Source organism: Pseudomonas sp. C321, assembly GCF_055407105.1.
This window is the reverse complement of the sequence record NZ_JBUZRB010000006.1, coordinates 243,202-260,296: the sequence shown is the minus strand read 5'-3', so window position 1 is coordinate 260,296 and position 17,095 is coordinate 243,202. Positions and strand designations below refer to the sequence as shown.

Genomic DNA, 17,095 nt, shown 5'->3' with positions numbered 1-17,095 from the left:
AACGCCAGCACGAGGCTGGCGTTTTGCATGTTCAGGCTGCGATCAACGCGGCACGACCGGCTTGCGGACAGGCTTCTTGCCCGACCCGATCAGCTCGGCGCGGCCCATGCGGGTCAGTGCTTCACGCAGCATCGGCCAGCCTTTCGGGTCGTGGTAGCGCAGGAAGACCTTGTGCAGGCGGCGAACTTCCAGCAGTTTCTGGCGCATTTCGCGGTGGCGTTTGCTGTTGAGCAATAGCAGCGCAAGCAAGGGTAAAAATGGACGCGAATATCGCACCCATAAAGACCGGGAAATACTTCGACAGAAAACTGCGAATGCTGGGCAGCTCATTCATTGCTCGATTTCCTAGTGCAGGCCCACGGCAGTTACTGCCCTCTGAACAAGGTTTGTGAGGGCTCATCACTTTTTGCGCTGTGACTTCATGGCTTGGCGCAGACGACGGATCTCCAGAAGCTGGAGACGCATTTCCCGATGACGCTTACTATTGAGCAACAGCAGCCCCAGCAATGGAAACAGCAACCCTATTACATACGCAGCCATATGCGGCCGATAGCTATAGGTCGGCAACACGACTAGAAAACATACAACGTAGAAGGCAGCGATGGCCCAAGCTCCCCACCCTCGCCCTCTAATCATGACGAAATGGCTGAGCGCCAAGAGCAAGCCTAAGAAAACAGCCGCCAGAAAAGAATAACGTGCGCGCTCTGGTTCGCTGCGAAAAAATGTACTTGATGCCAATGAAATAGCGGCGGATAGAGAGAAGCAGGCAAGGAAAAATGCGCATATAAACGCTGGAAAATACTGAGCTAAAAAAGCTTTCAATGAACCTTGGCGATCCATCACTCAAGCTCCTCATACAGGCCAACTGCAATAGTTCGAATGTTGCCTGATAAGCCGCTCCCAGTAAAACCAATGGCAGCACCGAGGGAATCTCTGATCTGCGTCACAGTAGCGTGATTGATCTCGGTCGCCGAATATCGCTTGGTCAACTCACCGGAGCGCTGGCGCAGTTTCAAGAGCTTATTGCTCAGGCTTGGATCTTTCAGGCTTAGCAACTCCTTGGTGAGCGCCTTGCGTTGCTGACGGGTCAACCCCTTGGACAACTCGTACCAACTTCTGCCAGTGGTCACCTTTCGAGCCTGCAGCAGCCGAAGAGTCGTCAGAGTAGAGGCGCCGGCACCCAGTAGTGAAGCGGCGTCCAATACCGGCATTGCATAGCGATACCAGTCCTCGCTATCCATATCGTCGTTGGCTGCCGGGTCGTTGAGTTCGTTGATAGTTCTCATGCCCCCGACTACACATTGCGCAGTACTGGCCGCTGCAGCTGTCGCGCCTATGCCCGTCACCACCAGGCTCGCGCCACCAGTGAAAGGCACGGCGACTGTACCGCTGAACACTACAATCCAACCGAGGATTGCGCCCGCACAAGACAAGGTCGTATTGACTGCTTCCCCCACCAGCCGGGACTCACGCGGGTTGTTAGTCACCTGATTGGCAAACTGCGCCGGCGCAATGTACTTCTGCGCCTCCCGCAAGATGATGCGCTTGGGCTTGATACTGCAGATCGGCTTGAACTCGCGCAGGGTCACGACATTGAAGTCAGCATCGATATACACCACACCGGCACCAACAATGCCTGGGTCGGCGTCAATGGCGGCAAACAAGCTCGGCAAGTTGATCTGGCCTTCAATTCGTTGGCGGGCCATGAACTGGGAGCGGTTGGAGTCCATGCCGATGTTGAGCAGGGGGTTGCTCATGTGTTCTCTTCCTTGAATGACGTGAATCGACTGTAGGAGCGAGCTTGCTCGCGAAAGTCGTCAACGATAACGCGGGTAATCTGGTTTAACGTGGTGTCGGTGAGTTTTTCGCGAGCAAGCTCGCTCCTACAAAGGGCTGTTTGACGGCGCCACCTTAACAAACGGTCCACCCACCGCCTAGAAAGCAAAACGCCAGCACGAGGCTGGCGTTTTGCATGTTCAGGCTGCGATCAACGCGGCACGACCGGCTTGCGGACAGGCTTCTTGCCTTTGCCCTTGGCCGCATCGGTTCGCTCTTTGGCGGCCTGTTTGTTACGGGCAAACGCCGCAGCCTTGGCCTGTTCACGCTTGTCCCACGGGTTAGCACCATCACTGGCACGCGGCGGCAAGCCGGTGTGCTGGGTGAGGATCTTGGTGGTAGTTTCCTTGGCAACCTTATGGCTGCCAGCCGGCGTCGAGTTTTTGCGACGGGCGCTCTGGTAGCTGTCGGTGGCAGGCTGGTGTAGCGGGATCAGTTGATCCTTGCCCGACCCGATCAGCTCGGCGCGGCCCATGCGGGTCAGTGCTTCACGCAGCATCGGCCAGCCTTTTGGGTCGTGGTAGCGCAGGAAGGCCTTGTGCAGGCGGCGCTGTTCTTCGCTCTTGACGATGGTCACCGAGTCACTCTTATAGGTGACCTTGCGCAACGGGTTCTTGCCCGAGTGGTACATCGCCGTGGCGGTGGCCATTGGCGAGGGGTAGAACGCTTGCACCTGGTCGGCACGGAAGCCATTGCCCTTGAGCCACAGGGCCAGGTTCATCATGTCTTCATCGGTGGTGCCGGGGTGGGCGGCGATGAAGTACGGGATCAGGTACTGCTCCTTGCCCGCTTCCTTGGTGTACTTCTCGAACATGCGCTTGAACTTGTCATAGCTGCCGATGCCCGGTTTCATCATCTGGTTGAGCGGACCTTCCTCGGTGTGTTCCGGGGCGATCTTCAGGTAACCACCGACGTGGTGGGTCACCAGTTCCTTGACGTATTCCGGCGACTCGACCGCGAGGTCGTAACGCAGGCCAGAGGCGATCAGGATCTTCTTCACACCCGGCAACGCACGGGCGCTGCGGTACAGCTGGATCAGCGCCGAGTGGTCAGTGTTCAGGTTCGGGCAGATGCCAGGGAACACGCAGGATGGCTTGCGGCACGCGGATTCGATTTCCGGGCTCTTGCAGGCAATGCGGTACATGTTCGCGGTCGGCCCGCCGAGGTCGGAAATGACGCCGGTGAAGCCTGGAACCTTGTCGCGGATCTCTTCGATTTCGCGAATGATCGACTCTTCGGAACGGTTCTGGATGATCCGGCCTTCGTGCTCGGTGATCGAGCAGAAGGTGCAACCGCCGAAGCAGCCACGCATGATATTCACCGAGAAGCGGATCATGTCGTAGGCCGGGATTTTTTCCTTGCCATATACCGGGTGCGGAACCCGTGCGTAAGGCATGCCAAACACGTAGTCCATTTCTTCGGTGGTCATGGGAATGGGCGGCGGATTGAACCACACGTCCACTTCACCGTGTTTCTGCACCAGGGCGCGGGCGTTGCCAGGGTTGGTTTCCAGGTGAAGTACGCGGTTGGCGTGGGCATACAGCACCGAGTCACCACGGACTTTTTCTACCGATGGCAGACGGATCACGGTCTTGTCGCGGGTCATGCGCGGGCTGGCCAGGATCTGTACGACCTTGGCTTCCTGCGGGTCTTCAGACGGGCCCTTTTCCTGCTCGATGGCGCAGGCCTGGGTGTCCTGAGTGTTGACGTACGGGTTGATGATCTTGTCGATCTTGCCCGGACGGTCGATGCGCGTGGAATCGACTTCGTACCAGTCTTTTGGCGTGTCACGACGAATGAACGCGGTGCCGCGCACGTCCGTGATGTCTTCGATCTTGTGGCCGTAGGACAGGCGCTGGGCGACTTCGACAATGGCCCGCTCGGCGTTGCCGTACAGCAGGATGTCGGCGCAGGCGTCGATCAGGATCGAGTTGCGTACGCGGTCCTGCCAGTAGTCGTAGTGGGCGATGCGGCGCAGGGAAGCCTCGATGCCACCGAGCACGATCGGCACATTCTTGTAGGCTTCCTTGCAGCGCTGGCTGTAGACCAGGCTCGCGCGGTCCGGACGTTTACCGGCCATCCCACCAGGGGTATAGGCGTCGTCGGAACGGATTTTCTTGTCGGCGGTGTAGCGGTTGATCATCGAGTCCATGTTGCCAGCCGCGACGCCGAAGAACAGGTTCGGCTCGCCGAGCTTCATGAAGTCGTCTTTAGACTGCCAGTTGGGCTGGGCAATGATCCCGACGCGAAAGCCCTGGGACTCCAGCAGCCGGCCGATGATTGCCATCCCGAACGACGGGTGGTCAACGTAGGCATCACCAGTGACGATGATGATGTCGCACGAATCCCAGCCAAGCTGATCCATCTCCTCCCTGCTCATCGGCAGGAATGGCGCAGGACCGAAACATTCGGCCCAGTACTTGGGATAGTCAAATAATGGCTTGGCTGTTTGCATGACGATGACCGGTGTTGAGATGAAAAATCGCGGGCGCGAAATATAGCACAAAATTTGACCAATTCCGACTGTAACGCTCGGAAATTATCAGCCTGCTCTTAGCCCGTAAACGCTTGCTGGCCAGCGACGAATTATTCGTCGTCGAAGTTATAACTGCCCGGCGCGAGGTTTTCAAAACGGGTGTATTTACCGATAAACGCCAAGCGTGTGGTGCCGATTGGACCGTTCCGCTGTTTACCGATGATGATTTCGGCGATGCCCTTGTGCTCGGTCTCCGGGTGATAAACCTCGTCCCGGTAAACGAACATGATTACGTCAGCATCCTGCTCGATCGCTCCGGATTCGCGCAAGTCGGAGTTGATCGGGCGCTTGTTCGGGCGTTGTTCCAGGGAGCGGTTGAGCTGGGACAGGGCAACCACCGGGCAGTTGAACTCCTTGGCCAAGGACTTCAACGAACGGGAAATCTCGGAAATCTCGTTGGTCCGATTGTCGCCGCTGGAACCGGGGATCTGCATCAGTTGCAGGTAGTCGATCATGATCAGGCCAACCTCGCCGTGCTCACGCACCAGACGGCGGGTCCGCGCACGCATTTCCGAGGGGCTGATACCCGCAGTGTCATCAATGAACAGCTTGCGGTCGTTGAGCAGGTTGACCGCCGAGGTCAGGCGCGGCCAGTCGTCATCTTCCAGGCGGCCGGCGCGGACCTTGGTCTGGTCGATGCGGCCCAGGGACGAGAGCATCCGCATGATCAGCGATTCACCTGGCATCTCCAGGGAGTAGACCAGGACGCACTTTTCGCTACGCAGTACGGCGTTCTCCACCAGGTTCATGGCGAAGGTGGTCTTACCCATGGACGGACGGCCGGCGACAATGATCAGGTCGGACGGCTGCAAGCCACTGGTCATGCCATCGAGGTCGGTATAACCCGTAGACAAGCCGGTGATGGCGTTATCGGTATTGAACAGGGTATCGATGCGGTCGATGGCCTTGGTCAACAAGTCGTTGACGCTCACCGGGCCGCCGGTTTTCGGCCGTGCTTCGGCGATCTGGAAGATCTGCCGCTCTGCTTCGTCGAGAATCTCTTCGGCCGTACGCCCTTCGGGGTTGAAGGCGCTGTCAGCGATCTCGGCAGCGATGCCGATCAATTGCCGCAGCGTCGCCCGCGCACGCACGATTTGCGCATAGGCCTTGATGTTGGCGACGGACGGGGTGTTCTTCGCCAACTCGCCCAGGTATCCAAGACCGCCCACTTGCGAGGTCTGACCTTCCTTGTCCAATTGCTCGGCAAGGGTCACGACGTCGATGGGGGAATTCAGATCAGCCAGTTTGGCGATGGCGCGGAAAATCAGGCGGTGGTCATGTCGATAGAAATCACCGTCCGAGACTTGATCAAGCACGCGTTCCCAGGCGTTGTTGTCCAGCATCAGACCACCGAGCACGGCCTGTTCGGCCTCGATGGAATGCGGCGGCACCTTCAGGGCAGCAGTTTGCAGATCGTATTGCTCAGGAGCGGAGATATCGTTCATGGCCACTTGAAATTAGGGGGCTGTAGAAAAACAAAAGGCACGACCTGTGAACAGGATCGTGCCCGATGTTAACCGTCTGGCACGCGAGGTGCCAGTCAGTTAGGTGCTGCTTAAGCTGCTACCACAACAACGCGTACGGTTGCTTCGACTTCAGCGTGCAGGTGCACGGCTACATCGAATTCGCCAACGTTGCGGATGGTGCCGTTCGGCAGACGAATTTCGCTTTTCGACACTTCAACGCCGGAGGCGGTCAGTGCGTCAGCGATGTCGTGGGTGCCGATCGAACCGAACAGCTTGCCTTCGTCACCGGCGGTGGCAGTGATAGTCACTTCCAGCTCAGCCAGTTGGGCAGCGCGAGTTTCGGCCGAAGCTTTTTTGTCTGCTGCTGCTTTTTCAAGCTCTGCACGACGCTCTTCAAACGCAGCCAGGTTGGCAGCGGTTGCAGCGGTGGCTTTGCCGTATGGCAGCAGATAGTTACGACCGTAACCGGCCTTAACGTTCACTTTGTCGCCCAGGTTGCCCAGGTTGGCGACTTTTTCCAGAAGGATCAGTTGCATGTGAAAATCCTCTAACTTTTAACCTTCACCGTTCGCGTTGTCGGCGTCTTTCGGCGCCAGACGACCGCGAAAATCAATCAGGCCGTCGACAATGGCCAAAACCACGAGTAACGGATAGATCAGCTGCATGAACAGCAACAGCGTCACGTACAACCCCACCAGCCAGAACCTGGCCAGTCGCTTTTGCGCCACCAGCCCGTGAATCAAGGCCAGCCCGGCGAACACCAACGGTACGCTGCACAACGGCGTTAACATGGCCATTTGCGGACCGAAGTTCGGTCCGACAAGCATGCACGCCAGCAGCAACATCGCCGGTCCTGCTGGGATTCTGATACTGCGAAACTCGCGACCAAAACCACCCGGGTTGTACAATAACGCCTGCCAGTAGCGCCCAAGAATCAGGCTCAGCACACTGACGACCTGCAACAATGCCGCAATCAGGCCGGTAAGAACCGGTGCAACCAGTGAAGCAAAGCGCGCTCGCTCCTCTACCGATAACTGCTGGTAGAGCTCCCCGAGGGCCAAGGGCAGGATCTTGACGATTTCCTGCGCCAGCGCCTCGATTTGCGGGTGGAAAGCCGCGCCTAACGATACCGAATACACCAACCCCAATGCCACGCTGACCAGCAGCGTACGACTCCAGGACTCACTTGCGCGTAAAACCAACGCAAGTCCCGATGACCCCAGCAGCACCAGAAGTACCCGTGGATCATCGAATTGCAGCCACCAGACCAAGGCTGGCAGCAGTCCCAGGGCAACAACACCCAAGGCGTCCTTCAAACCGCGCCGCAGGAGCACAAGGCATCCAGCGGCAGCACCCAACCAATACAACAACGGCAATGCTGCACATCCAGCCACTACTAGAGTGGCCTGCACACGACCGCGCATGATGAACTCAGCTAAGGCGCGCATGCATTCAATCCCTTACTACTTGTCGACTGCCCGGTCTCAGCGGCCGTGGCTGTCGGTGTAGGCCAGCAGGGCCAGGAAGCGGGCGCGCTTGATAGCGGTGGCCAGCTGACGCTGATAACGAGCTTTGGTACCGGTGATGCGGCTTGGAACAATTTTGCCGGTCTCGGATACGTAGGCTTTCAGAGTGTTGAGATCTTTGTAATCGATCTCCTTCACTTCTTCAGCGGTGAAGCGGCAGAACTTACGACGACGGAAGAAACGTGCCATGTAATTGGCTCCTTAAAAGGTCCGTGGATTACTCGTCAGCGTTATCGCTGGCGTCGCTGTCATCACCATCAACGCCATCGGCGCTGTCGGAGTGCTCAGGACGGTCGCGACGCTCACGGCGCTCACTGCGGTTTTCTTCAGCCTTGAGCATCTCGGATTGGCCGATAACGGCTTCTTCGCGACGGATGACCAGGTTACGGATCACTGCATCGTTGTAGCGGAAGTTGTCTTCCAGCTCGGACAGAGCCTTGCCGGTGCACTCAACGTTCAGCATCACGTAGTGAGCCTTGTGAACATTGTTGATTGCATAGGCCAGTTGACGACGGCCCCAATCTTCCAGACGGTGGATTTTGCCGCCGTCTTCTTCGATCAGCTTGGTGTAACGCTCAACCATGCCGCCGACTTGCTCGCTTTGATCCGGGTGGACCAAAAAGATGATTTCGTAATGACGCATGAATGCTCCTTACGGGTTGTAGCCTGCCGCTAAAAAACGGTCAGACAAGGAGTGAATGACACTTATGGATCTCGCCGCAGGGGAGGCACATGCGTGCCTGCCAGGTAGGCAAGGGGCGCAATTGTAGAGAAGGGAAAGAAAGGGCGCAAGGCAATTGGTGATTATTTGAACAATCACAGACACTGCGAAAAATGCGGGCCTGGCCCTAACACTGCAGAAGCGAGCTTGCTCGCGAAGAACTCAAGATCGCTGCGGGGCATCAGACTCCCCGCGTTATCGTTGACGACCTTCGCGAGCAAGCTCGCTCCTACAGTAGATAGTGCGCGAATCAGGACTTCTTGGCTTTGGCCTTGGCGCCGCGCTGACGCAGCGCTTCGAACAGGCACACGCCCGTCGCTACCGACACGTTGAGACTGCTGACGCTACCCGCCATCGGCAGGTTCACCAGGTAATCACAATGCTCGCGGGTCAGGCGACGCATGCCCTTACCCTCGGCACCCATGATCAGGATGGTAGGACCGGTGAGGTCTTGGTCATAAATGCTGACCTCGGCCTCCCCCGCCGTACCGACAACCCACAAGCCGCGCTGCTGGAGCTTCTCCAGGGTGCGCGCCAGGTTGGTCACCGCCACCAGCGGAATCACTTCCGCCGCACCACAGGCCACTTTGCGCACGGTAGGCGTCAAGGTGGCCGACTTGTCCTTGGGAACGATCACCGCCAGCGCGCCGGCAGCATCCGCCGAACGCAGGCAAGCGCCGAGGTTGTGGGGATCGGTCACGCCGTCGAGCACCAGCAACAGTGGCGCGCCTTCAGTGCGATCGAGCAACTCATCGAGCATCGCCTCGCCCCAGACCTGGCTCGGACTCACGTCCGCCACCACACCCTGATGCACGCCTTCAACCCAGACGTCCATTTCGCGACGCTCGGCCTGGCCCACGGCCACGCGATTTTCGTTAGCCAGTTCGATCAGCGTTTGTACCCGCGGATCATTGCGACCTTCCGCCAGCCAAACCTGCTTGACGCGTTTTGGGTGGTGACGCAGCAACGCTTCTACGGCGTGTACGCCGTAGATTTTTTCCAGACTCATGACTTGGCCTTAGGTTTGCGCGACCCGCCGCTTTTCGCGGGAGCCGAACCCGCTTTTGGCGGGCCTTTACGGTGTTTACTCGGCTTGCTCGACGGCTTTTCCGCCCCCTGGGACTTTCCCGCAGACGCCGCTTTACCACCGCTTTTCGCTTCGTTGAGCAATGCCTGCTTCAACTCACGGCTCTTGCGCAGCTCGGCGTTTTTCGCCGCAGCATCGCCTGGACGGTAAACCTCGGGGGTTTTTTCCTTGGTCGACGTGCGACGACCTGCAGCCTTGGCCGGTGCAGACTCGACAGCGGCTTTCGCTGGGGCACCCTTGCCAGCAGGAGCCGTGGTTTCAGCACCACGTTTCTTGCGGCCAATCGGTGCGGCAATGGTTTTTTCCGCCATTTCGAAGTCGATCTTGCGTTCGTCGAGGTCGACGCGCATGACCCGCACTTCCACGGTGTCGCCCAAGCGAAAGCTGCGACCGGTGCGCTCGCCCGCCAGGCGGTGATGCACAGGGTCGAAGTGGTAGTAGTCACCCGGCAAGGCGGTGACGTGCACCAGGCCTTCGACGTAGATGTCAGTCAGCTCGACGAACAAGCCAAAACCGGTCACCGCAGTGATCACACCAGGGAACGACTCGCCAACGCGGTCTTTCATAAACTCGCACTTGAGCCAATTCACCACGTCACGGGTGGCTTCGTCGGCGCGACGCTCGCTCATGGAGCACTGTTCGCCCAACTGTTCCAGGGCCGCTTCGTCGTACGGATAGATCCGCGCCTTCGGAATGGTCATGGCACCGGCGCGCTGGACGTGCGGGGTGTTCTGCTTGGAATGGATCACGCTACGGATCGCCCGGTGCGTGAGCAAGTCCGGATAACGGCGAATCGGCGAGGTGAAGTGGGTGTACGCCTCGTAATTCAGGCCAAAGTGACCCTGGTTATCAGCGCTGTACACCGCCTGGCTCAAGGAACGCAGCATGACGGTCTGGATCAGATGGAAATCCGGACGGTCCTTGATGCTCGCCAACAAGGCCTGGTAATCCTTCGGCGACGGGCCGTCCTTGCCTTTGTGCAGGGACAGGCCAAGCTCACCGAGGAAGGCGCGCAGTTTTTCCAGACGCTCCGGCGGTGGACCATCGTGGACCCGATACAGCGCAGGAATCTCGTGCTTCTTCAGGAATTCGGCGGTGGCCACGTTGGCCGCCAGCATGCATTCCTCGATCAGCTTGTGCGCGTCGTTACGGGTAGTCGGAGTGATTTCGGCGATCTTGCGCTCGGAACCGAAGATGATCCGAGTTTCCTGGGTTTCAAAATCGATCGCGCCACGTATATGACGTGCGCCCAGCAATACCTTGTACAGCGCATAAAGCTGCTTGAGGTGCGGCACGACATGGCCGTACTCATCACGCAGAGTCTTGGCTTCGCTGGTTTTCGGCTGCTCCAGGATGGTGCTGACCTTGTTGTAGGTCAGGCGCGCCTGGGAGTGGATCACCGCCTCGTAAAACTGATAGTCGGTCATTTCGCCGGTTTTCGAGATAGTCATCTCGCAGACCATGGCCAAGCGGTCGACTTTCGGGTTCAGCGAGCACAAGCCGTTGGACAACTGCTCAGGCAGCATCGGAATTACGCGCTCGGGGAAATACACCGAGTTGCCGCGCACCTGGGCTTCATTGTCCAGGGCCGAACCGATCTTCACGTAGCTGGACACGTCGGCAATGGCGACGAACAACTTCCAGCCGCCGGAGAACAGGCGCAGCTTGCCAGGCTTGGCTTCGCAATAGACCGCATCGTCGAAGTCTCGAGCATCTTCGCCGTCAATGGTGACGAACGGCAGATGGCGCAGGTCGATGCGTTTCTCTTTGTCTTTTTCTTCGACTACCGGCTTGAGCTTGGCAGCCTCTTTGAGCACAGCTTCAGGCCAGACGTGAGGAATATCGTAGGTGCGCAACGCAACATCGATTTCCATGCCCGGCGCCATGTAGTTGCCGACCACTTCAACGATATCGCCCTGAGGCTGGAAGCGTGGAGTTGGCCAATGGGTGATTTTCACCTCGACGAACTGACCGACCTTCGCGGCACCGTTACGGCCCGGCGTGACCAGCACTTCCTGCTGGATCTTCGGGTTATCCGGAATCACGAAGCCGATGCCACCCTCTTCGAAGTACCGGCCGACGATAGACTCGTGGGCGCGCGATACCACCTCGACGATCACGCCTTCGCGACGACCGCGACGATCCAGACCCGACACGCGTGCCAGTGCACGATCGCCATCGAACACCAGGCGCATTTGCGCTGGGCTCATGAACAGGTCGTCGCTGCCGTCGTCCGGGATCAGGAAACCGAAACCGTCACGGTGGCCGGCAATGCGACCAAGGATCAGGTCGAGCTTGTCCACGGGCGCGTACGTGCCACGGCGGGTGTAGATCAACTGAGCATCGCGCTCCATGGCGCGCAAGCGGCGGCGCAGGGCTTCGAGCTGGTCTTCGGTGGTCAGACCGAATTCTTCAACCAACTGCTCGCGGCTAGCAGGCGAACCCCGATCGGCGAGATGCGCCAGAATCAGTTCGCGGCTAGGAATAGGGTTTTCATATTTTTCCGCTTCACGAGCGGCCTCGGGATCGAGGGACTGCCAATCGGCCATTAGAGAGTTTTCACCTTGTCTATATGCGGGTTAGTTTGGCATACGCGTATTGAAACGGGAAATTTCAGGCATCAACAAGCCCGTAAAAACACTTTGTAGCCCCTGGAACGCACCTTGCGCGACCGCCCGGGAAATTTTCCAGGCTTTTTTGATGACAGGGGTTTACAGTTCAAAAGGTGGTCCGTATAGTGCGCGCCATCGACGACGGCAACGTTGCCGATACTGCCCAGATGGTGAAATTGGTAGACACGCCAGCTTCAGGTGCTGGTGACCGCAAGGTCGTGGAAGTTCGAGTCTTCTTCTGGGCACCAATTTCGAGCTTGAGATCCAAACGATCACAAGACTCTCACAAAAACCCGCGAAAGCGGGTTTTTGCGTTACAGACCTTTGATTTTTAACGACAAACTTGATTTATAAAATCAAATCAGGGGTTTACAGATCAAAAACCGCTCCGTATAGTTCGCTCCATCAACAGCGGCGACGTTGCTGATGCTGCCCAGATGGTGAAATTGGTAGACACGCCAGCTTCAGGTGCTGGTGACCGCAAGGTCGTGGAAGTTCGAGTCTTCTTCTGGGCACCAATTCAAAGCTTGAGGTTTTAACCTTAAGTCTCACAAAAACCCGCGAAAGCGGGTTTTTGCGTTTTTGGCCTACCGCAATTCATGCTGGTTTTGCGGCGCGCCTGAAAGATCGCAGCCTCGTTTCACTCGACAGCCCCCACATCCGCTCCTACGATCGTTTATCATTCTCACGATTTGTTGCAATTCAAGTGAGGAACCCTGCGAATGATGATCCGCGATACCCGTCTCAAGACATCCCTTCTGCGTGGCTTGACCATCACTCTGCTCGGCCTGACCCTGCTGTCACCCGCCGCTTATTCCGCCGACAAGGTCGCACTGACCTTGTACAACGGCCAACACAAGGAGGTAGGTGATGAACTCGCCAAGGCCTTCGAAGCCAAGACCGGCATCCACGTCAATGTGCGCAAGGGCAGCAGCAACCAGTTGGCCAGCCAGGTCGTCGAAGAAGGTGACCGCTCCCCTGCCGACGTGATCTACACCGAAGAGTCGCCGCCGCTGAACAAACTTGGCGAACAAGGCTTGCTCGCCACCATCGACGCCAGCACCCTTGACGTGCTGCCCAAGGAATACGTGGCCGGCAACAGCGCCTGGATGGGCGTGACAGCGCGCACCCGAGTCGTGGCTTTCAACCCGAAACTGATTGACGAGAAAGACCTGCCCAAGTCGGTGCTGGAATTTGCCGAGCCCCAATGGCAAGGCAAGGTCGGTTTTGTGCCTACCAGCGGCGCTTTCCAGGAACAGGCCGTAGCAATCATCAAGATGCACGGTCGCGAAGCCGCCGAGGAATGGCTGACCGGCTTGCGTGCGTTCGGCAAGGTCTACAGCAACAATATGGTCGCCCTTAAAGCAGTGGAAAATGGTGAAGTCGCCACTGTGCTGGTGAACAACTACTACTGGTTTGCCCTGAAGAAAGAAAAAACCAATCTGGATTCACAGCTGTACTACTTCACCAATGGCGATGCGGGCGGCCTGATCACCGTGTCTGCCGCGGCCGCATTGAAATCCAGCAAACACCCGAAAGAAGCCCAGCAATTGCTGGCATTCATGGTCAGCGAAGAAGGCCAGCGGGTGATCACCAACACCTCCGCCGAGTACCCCCTGCGCAAGGGTATGGAGTCCAATCGTGGCCTCAAGCCTTTCAGTGAGCTGCAACCACCGAAAGTTACCCCCGCCGACCTGGGCAACGCCGAAGAAGCCCTGGAACTGGAACGTGACGTTGGCTTGAACTGATGAACCCATCGCTCCCCGCCCCCGCCTTGCGCGGGGCGTTTACGCCAAGACGCAAACGCCCTTCGATCTGGCTGCTGCTACCGGTTTTACTGCTGGTGGGCCTGAGCCTGTTACCACTGGTCTATGTCGGCCTCAAGGCCTGGCAGGCCGGCTGGGCCGAGGCCGTACATTTGCTGTGGCGACCGTATGTATTCGGGCTGCTGCGCAATACCCTGGCGTTGATGGCGGGCGTGACGGTGGCCTGTGCAGTGATCGGCCTGTCCCTCGCTTGGCTGCTGGAGCGCAGCAACCTGCCAGGGCGACGGATATGGGGAGTGATCCTGTGCCTGCCGTTTGCGGTGCCGGCGTTTGTCAGCAGTTTTACCTGGGTGTCCCTGAGCGCCAACTTTGAAGGATTGGGCGGTGCAATCCTGGTGATGACCCTGTCCAAGTACCCACTGGTGTTTTTGCCCGTGGCGGCGACCTTGCGCAATCTTGATCCGTCCCTAGAGGAATCAGCCCGCACTCTGGGGCTCAATCGCTGGGGCGTCTTCTTTCGCATCACCTTGCCACTGCTGTGGCCCTCGCTGCTGGCCGGCGCATTGTTGATCGCCCTGCATATGCTGGTGGAATTCGGCGCCCTGTCGATCATCGGCCTGCAAACCTTTACCACTGCGATCTATCAGCAATTCGAGCTGGAGTTCAGCAACGCCAACGCGGCGATGCTGTCAGCGGTGTTATTGGTAATGTGCCTGACGCTACTGTGGCTTGAACTGCGGGTACGCGGTAAAGGCCGACACGTGCGCACCGGTCAAGGCGCCGCGCGACATGCCGAACAGGTACAACTCGGCAAATGGGCGCCGCTGGGACAACTGTATTGCCTGCTGCTGGCGATCATTGGCAGCGGCATTCCCTTGGGCATGCTCGGCTACTGGTTGGCCGTTGGCTCTTCGGCGGCCTTTCCGGTGGCCGCGATCAGCGAAGCCCTGCTCTCTTCCCTGGCGTTGTCCCTCGGCGGCGCTGCCCTGTGCCTGGCACTGGCGGTACCGGTCGGTTTGCTGGTGGTGCGCTACAAGGGCCAGTTGGCACTGTGGGCCGAACGCTTGCCGTATTTACTGCATGCGCTGCCCGGCCTGGTGATTGCGCTGACGCTGGTGTATTTCGCCCTGCATTATGTGCCGGCGCTGTATCAGACCTCGGCGCTACTGCTGATTGCCTATGCACTGCTGTTTCTGCCGCTGGCCCAGGCGCCGATCCGCACAGCGCTGAACAAAGCCGCACCGCAATTGGAAGAAGCCGCGCGCACGCTGGGCGCGTCGTCGTTCAGTGCATTTTGTCGGGTGACGTTGCCGATTATCTTCCCGGCACTGGGGGCGGCGTTTGCGCTGGTCTTTCTGGATGCCATGAAGGAATTGACGGCGACGTTGCTGCTCAGCCCCACCGGGCTGAATACGCTGGCAACGGCCGTGTGGGCGCACACCTCAAATGTCGAGTTCGCAGCGGCGGCGCCTTATGCGGCGCTGTTGATTCTAGTGTCGGGGTTGCCGGTTTACCTGCTTACAACACGGATGTATTTGAGCCGGTGAAATGAGGGAGCTTCACTCCCTCACCACAACACCTCAAGCCCTGAACTGCCCCAGGCTCGCCTTCAACTGCGCAGCCAACCCATCCAGCACCTTGCCGCTGGCGGTGGTCTCCACCACTGCCTGGGCCGCCCGTTCGGCCTGGGCATGAATGATCTCAACCCGCCCACGCACGGCATGAGCCCCTTGCGCCTGATGCTCCGCCGCCCGAGTCGCCAGGCCAATCGCCGCATGCACCTGCTCCACCGAGGCCTGCACCGACTGCTGCAAGCGCACGCTGTCGCGCAGCACCAGCAAACCTTCGCTGGCCTGGCGCCCGGCCTTGCCGATGGTTGCCACGGCCTCACGAGCGCCCTGCTGCAACGCAACGATATGAGCCTGAATATCACCGGTGGAGCTTTGCGTCTTGCTGGCCAGGGCCCGCACCTCATCCGCCACCACCGCAAAGCCACGACCGGTCTCACCGGCACGCGCCGCCTCGATGGCCGCGTTCAGCGCCAGCAGGTTGGTCTGCTCGGCAATCCCGTGGATCACCGTCAACACCACTTCAATCTGCTCGCTCTGCAGTGCCAGGCGTTCGATGACCTTGGCGCCGGCTTCAACCTGCCCCGCCAACGCCTCAATCAGGCTGCCAACCTCGGCCGAAGTGCGGGAGTTTTCGTCGGTAGCCTGGCGAATATCCACCACCTGCTGCAAAGCCGCCTGCATGGCATGGCTTTCCGCCTGGGCCTCATCAGCCATTTGCGACAACGCTCGCAGGCTTTCAGCCACTTCATCGCGCTGCAAGCCCGCGGCGGCATCGGCGCCAGCATTACGCAAGGTCATCGCGCCGATTTCCACGCCGGTACGCTGGGCCACATCGCCCGCCTCACGGACGATAGGCTGCAACTTATCGACAAAGCGATTGACGGCCGAGGCCATGTCGCCGATCTCATCCTTACTGCTGATTTGCACACGTTTGGTCAGATCGCCCTCGCCCGCCGCCAAATCGTCCATAGCGGCGATCAGCAACTTCAGGCGATTGACCACCCGACGCCCAAGCACGACGGCAATCAACAGCAGCACGCCAAACCCCACCACCGCCAGGCCCATACCGATGCGCCAGCGCAAGGTGCCAGCGGCCTCCTGCACGGCGCCGGTGGTGTTGGCGGTCATTTGGTTCGCGGTCGCTTGTGCCGACTGCAACCGCGCGCCCATGGCTGCCGCGCTATCCGCCGCCGCACCCTTAAGGCTGTCACCCACCAGTTGATCACTGCTGGCGATCAGCGCTGCAAACCGTGCATCCAGGGCCTCGAGGTCGGTTTCTACCGATGCAGTGGAAACCCCCATGATGACTTTACCGATCTCCACGCCGTTGGGGCTGATGGAGGACTCAAGGTAATAAACCGACGGATCGTTCTTCGCCGCATTCAGTACTTTATCCAGAGCACGATCGCCCTGACCCTTTTCCAGCAGCGCCTTGTTGATCGGGTTTTCCCGGTTCAGATAGCGAGTCAGGTGTTGACCGGTAGCGTCGTCATAGACCACGAACAGCACATTGGGATTGCGCTGGGCGCGCCGGGCAAACTCCGACAGCGTTGGCACATCGCTGTCCCACATGGCGCGGGGCGCCACCGAGGCCAGCAACTGCGCCATGTCATTGGCGGAGTCCTTCAGGTCTTTTTCCAGGGTCGCACGCAGCTGCTTCTGCTCTTCCTGCAGACGGGTCGAAAGTCCGGCCGTTAGACGCTGACGAGTGCTGGAAGACAGACTGTCCAGACTGGAGGTGACTTCTTTCCCGGCTTGCGCCAACTCAAAGGAGAGTTTTTGGCTATCCACCCCCAAGCGATTACCCAAATCGGCTTCCAGGGCAGTGACTGTGCTCCGAGTCAGAGCGACGGCCACCAGCACTTGCACCAAAAGAGCGATACCAAGGGTAACGAACACCGGCCGCAACAGACGGCTTTGTAACAATGAGAGAACGGCAGACATCGGGAATCCCTCCATCACGGGTGCCATTAA

Annotated in this window: 13 protein-coding genes, 2 tRNA genes and 1 pseudogene; 4 read left to right on the top strand and 12 right to left on the bottom strand. The window is 58.8% G+C overall.

The window, feature by feature from the left end:
- Positions 1–75 precede the first annotated feature (75 nt).
- The 11 genes and pseudogenes from ACZRJ6_RS19340 to rnr all read right to left on the bottom strand — a co-directional run.
- Positions 76–183: pseudogene (locus ACZRJ6_RS19340) on the bottom strand (DUF3362 domain-containing protein); the annotation flags it as partial.
- A 216-nt stretch (positions 184–399) separates the two neighbouring features.
- Entirely contained in the window at positions 400–840 is a 441-nt protein-coding gene (locus ACZRJ6_RS19335) for a hypothetical protein (protein WP_463969115.1), read from the bottom strand.
- Entirely contained in the window at positions 840–1,757 is a 918-nt protein-coding gene (locus tag ACZRJ6_RS19330; RefSeq protein WP_463969114.1) for an NAD synthetase, read from the bottom strand. Before ACZRJ6_RS19330 ends, ACZRJ6_RS19335 begins: the two co-directional genes overlap by 1 nt.
- Positions 1,758–1,987: 230 nt before the next feature.
- Positions 1,988–4,291 carry a YgiQ family radical SAM protein gene (locus tag ACZRJ6_RS19325; RefSeq protein ID WP_463969113.1) on the bottom strand — a complete coding sequence of 768 codons (2,304 nt, stop codon included), beginning with the start codon at positions 4,289–4,291 and terminating at the stop codon, positions 1,988–1,990.
- 131 nt (positions 4,292–4,422) lie between these two features.
- Positions 4,423–5,817: a replicative DNA helicase gene (dnaB, locus tag ACZRJ6_RS19320; protein WP_463969112.1), complete on the bottom strand. Its 1,395-nt coding sequence runs from the start codon at positions 5,815–5,817 to the stop codon at positions 4,423–4,425.
- Positions 5,818–5,927: 110 nt separating this feature from the next.
- Positions 5,928–6,374, bottom strand: a complete 447-nt coding sequence (gene rplI / locus ACZRJ6_RS19315) for a 50S ribosomal protein L9 (RefSeq protein WP_133101434.1) — start codon at positions 6,372–6,374, stop codon at positions 5,928–5,930.
- Between the two features lie 18 nt (positions 6,375–6,392).
- Positions 6,393–7,286, bottom strand: a complete 894-nt coding sequence (locus tag ACZRJ6_RS19310; protein ID WP_133101433.1) for a YybS family protein — start codon at positions 7,284–7,286, stop codon at positions 6,393–6,395.
- Between the two features lie 36 nt (positions 7,287–7,322).
- Positions 7,323–7,553: a 30S ribosomal protein S18 gene (gene rpsR, locus ACZRJ6_RS19305; RefSeq protein ID WP_003171373.1), complete on the bottom strand. Its 231-nt coding sequence runs from the start codon at positions 7,551–7,553 to the stop codon at positions 7,323–7,325.
- Between the two features lie 28 nt (positions 7,554–7,581).
- Positions 7,582–8,007, bottom strand: a complete 426-nt coding sequence (rpsF, locus tag ACZRJ6_RS19300; RefSeq protein ID WP_131428048.1) for a 30S ribosomal protein S6 — start codon at positions 8,005–8,007, stop codon at positions 7,582–7,584.
- A 328-nt stretch (positions 8,008–8,335) separates the two neighbouring features.
- On the bottom strand, positions 8,336–9,094 hold the full coding sequence (gene rlmB, locus ACZRJ6_RS19295; protein WP_149411147.1) for a 23S rRNA (guanosine(2251)-2'-O)-methyltransferase RlmB: 759 nt from the start codon (positions 9,092–9,094) through the stop codon (positions 8,336–8,338).
- Positions 9,091–11,721, bottom strand: a complete 2,631-nt coding sequence (rnr, locus tag ACZRJ6_RS19290) for a ribonuclease R (RefSeq protein WP_463969111.1) — start codon at positions 11,719–11,721, stop codon at positions 9,091–9,093. The genes rlmB and rnr overlap by 4 nt, the downstream gene beginning before the upstream one ends.
- A 224-nt stretch (positions 11,722–11,945) precedes the next feature.
- On the opposite strand from rnr, the gene ACZRJ6_RS19285 reads away from it, so the two are divergent.
- From ACZRJ6_RS19285 to ACZRJ6_RS19270, 4 genes are all read left to right on the top strand, one after another.
- Positions 11,946–12,032, top strand: a tRNA-Leu gene (locus ACZRJ6_RS19285).
- Positions 12,033–12,215: 183 nt separating this feature from the next.
- Positions 12,216–12,302: transfer RNA gene (locus ACZRJ6_RS19280), tRNA-Leu, on the top strand.
- Between the two features lie 204 nt (positions 12,303–12,506).
- Entirely contained in the window at positions 12,507–13,532 is a 1,026-nt protein-coding gene (locus ACZRJ6_RS19275) for an extracellular solute-binding protein (protein ID WP_463969110.1), read from the top strand.
- Positions 13,532–15,097 carry an ABC transporter permease gene (locus ACZRJ6_RS19270; protein WP_463969109.1) on the top strand — a complete coding sequence of 522 codons (1,566 nt, stop codon included), beginning with the start codon at positions 13,532–13,534 and terminating at the stop codon, positions 15,095–15,097. The genes ACZRJ6_RS19275 and ACZRJ6_RS19270 overlap by 1 nt, the downstream gene beginning before the upstream one ends.
- Positions 15,098–15,130: 33 nt before the next feature.
- On the opposite strand, the gene ACZRJ6_RS19265 is transcribed toward ACZRJ6_RS19270, so the two are convergent.
- Positions 15,131–17,065 carry a methyl-accepting chemotaxis protein gene (locus tag ACZRJ6_RS19265; RefSeq protein WP_463969108.1) on the bottom strand — a complete coding sequence of 645 codons (1,935 nt, stop codon included), beginning with the start codon at positions 17,063–17,065 and terminating at the stop codon, positions 15,131–15,133.
- Positions 17,066–17,095 lie beyond the last annotated feature (30 nt).

Coding starts and splice junctions, on each gene's coding strand:
- ACZRJ6_RS19325 (WP_463969113.1), bottom strand. CDS start 4,291: ATGCAAACAGCCAAGCCATTATTTGACTATCCCAAGTACTGGGCCGAA.
- ACZRJ6_RS19265 (WP_463969108.1), bottom strand. CDS start 17,065: ATGTCTGCCGTTCTCTCATTGTTACAAAGCCGTCTGTTGCGGCCGGTG.
- rpsR (WP_003171373.1), bottom strand. CDS start 7,553: ATGGCACGTTTCTTCCGTCGTCGTAAGTTCTGCCGCTTCACCGCTGAA.
- ACZRJ6_RS19335 (WP_463969115.1), bottom strand. CDS start 840: ATGGATCGCCAAGGTTCATTGAAAGCTTTTTTAGCTCAGTATTTTCCA.
- ACZRJ6_RS19275 (WP_463969110.1), top strand. CDS start 12,507: ATGATGATCCGCGATACCCGTCTCAAGACATCCCTTCTGCGTGGCTTG.
- dnaB (WP_463969112.1), bottom strand. CDS start 5,817: ATGAACGATATCTCCGCTCCTGAGCAATACGATCTGCAAACTGCTGCC.
- ACZRJ6_RS19310 (WP_133101433.1), bottom strand. CDS start 7,286: ATGCGCGCCTTAGCTGAGTTCATCATGCGCGGTCGTGTGCAGGCCACT.
- rpsF (WP_131428048.1), bottom strand. CDS start 8,007: ATGCGTCATTACGAAATCATCTTTTTGGTCCACCCGGATCAAAGCGAG.
- ACZRJ6_RS19270 (WP_463969109.1), top strand. CDS start 13,532: ATGAACCCATCGCTCCCCGCCCCCGCCTTGCGCGGGGCGTTTACGCCA.
- rplI (WP_133101434.1), bottom strand. CDS start 6,374: ATGCAACTGATCCTTCTGGAAAAAGTCGCCAACCTGGGCAACCTGGGC.
- rnr (WP_463969111.1), bottom strand. CDS start 11,721: ATGGCCGATTGGCAGTCCCTCGATCCCGAGGCCGCTCGTGAAGCGGAA.
- ACZRJ6_RS19330 (WP_463969114.1), bottom strand. CDS start 1,757: ATGAGCAACCCCCTGCTCAACATCGGCATGGACTCCAACCGCTCCCAG.
- rlmB (WP_149411147.1), bottom strand. CDS start 9,094: ATGAGTCTGGAAAAAATCTACGGCGTACACGCCGTAGAAGCGTTGCTG.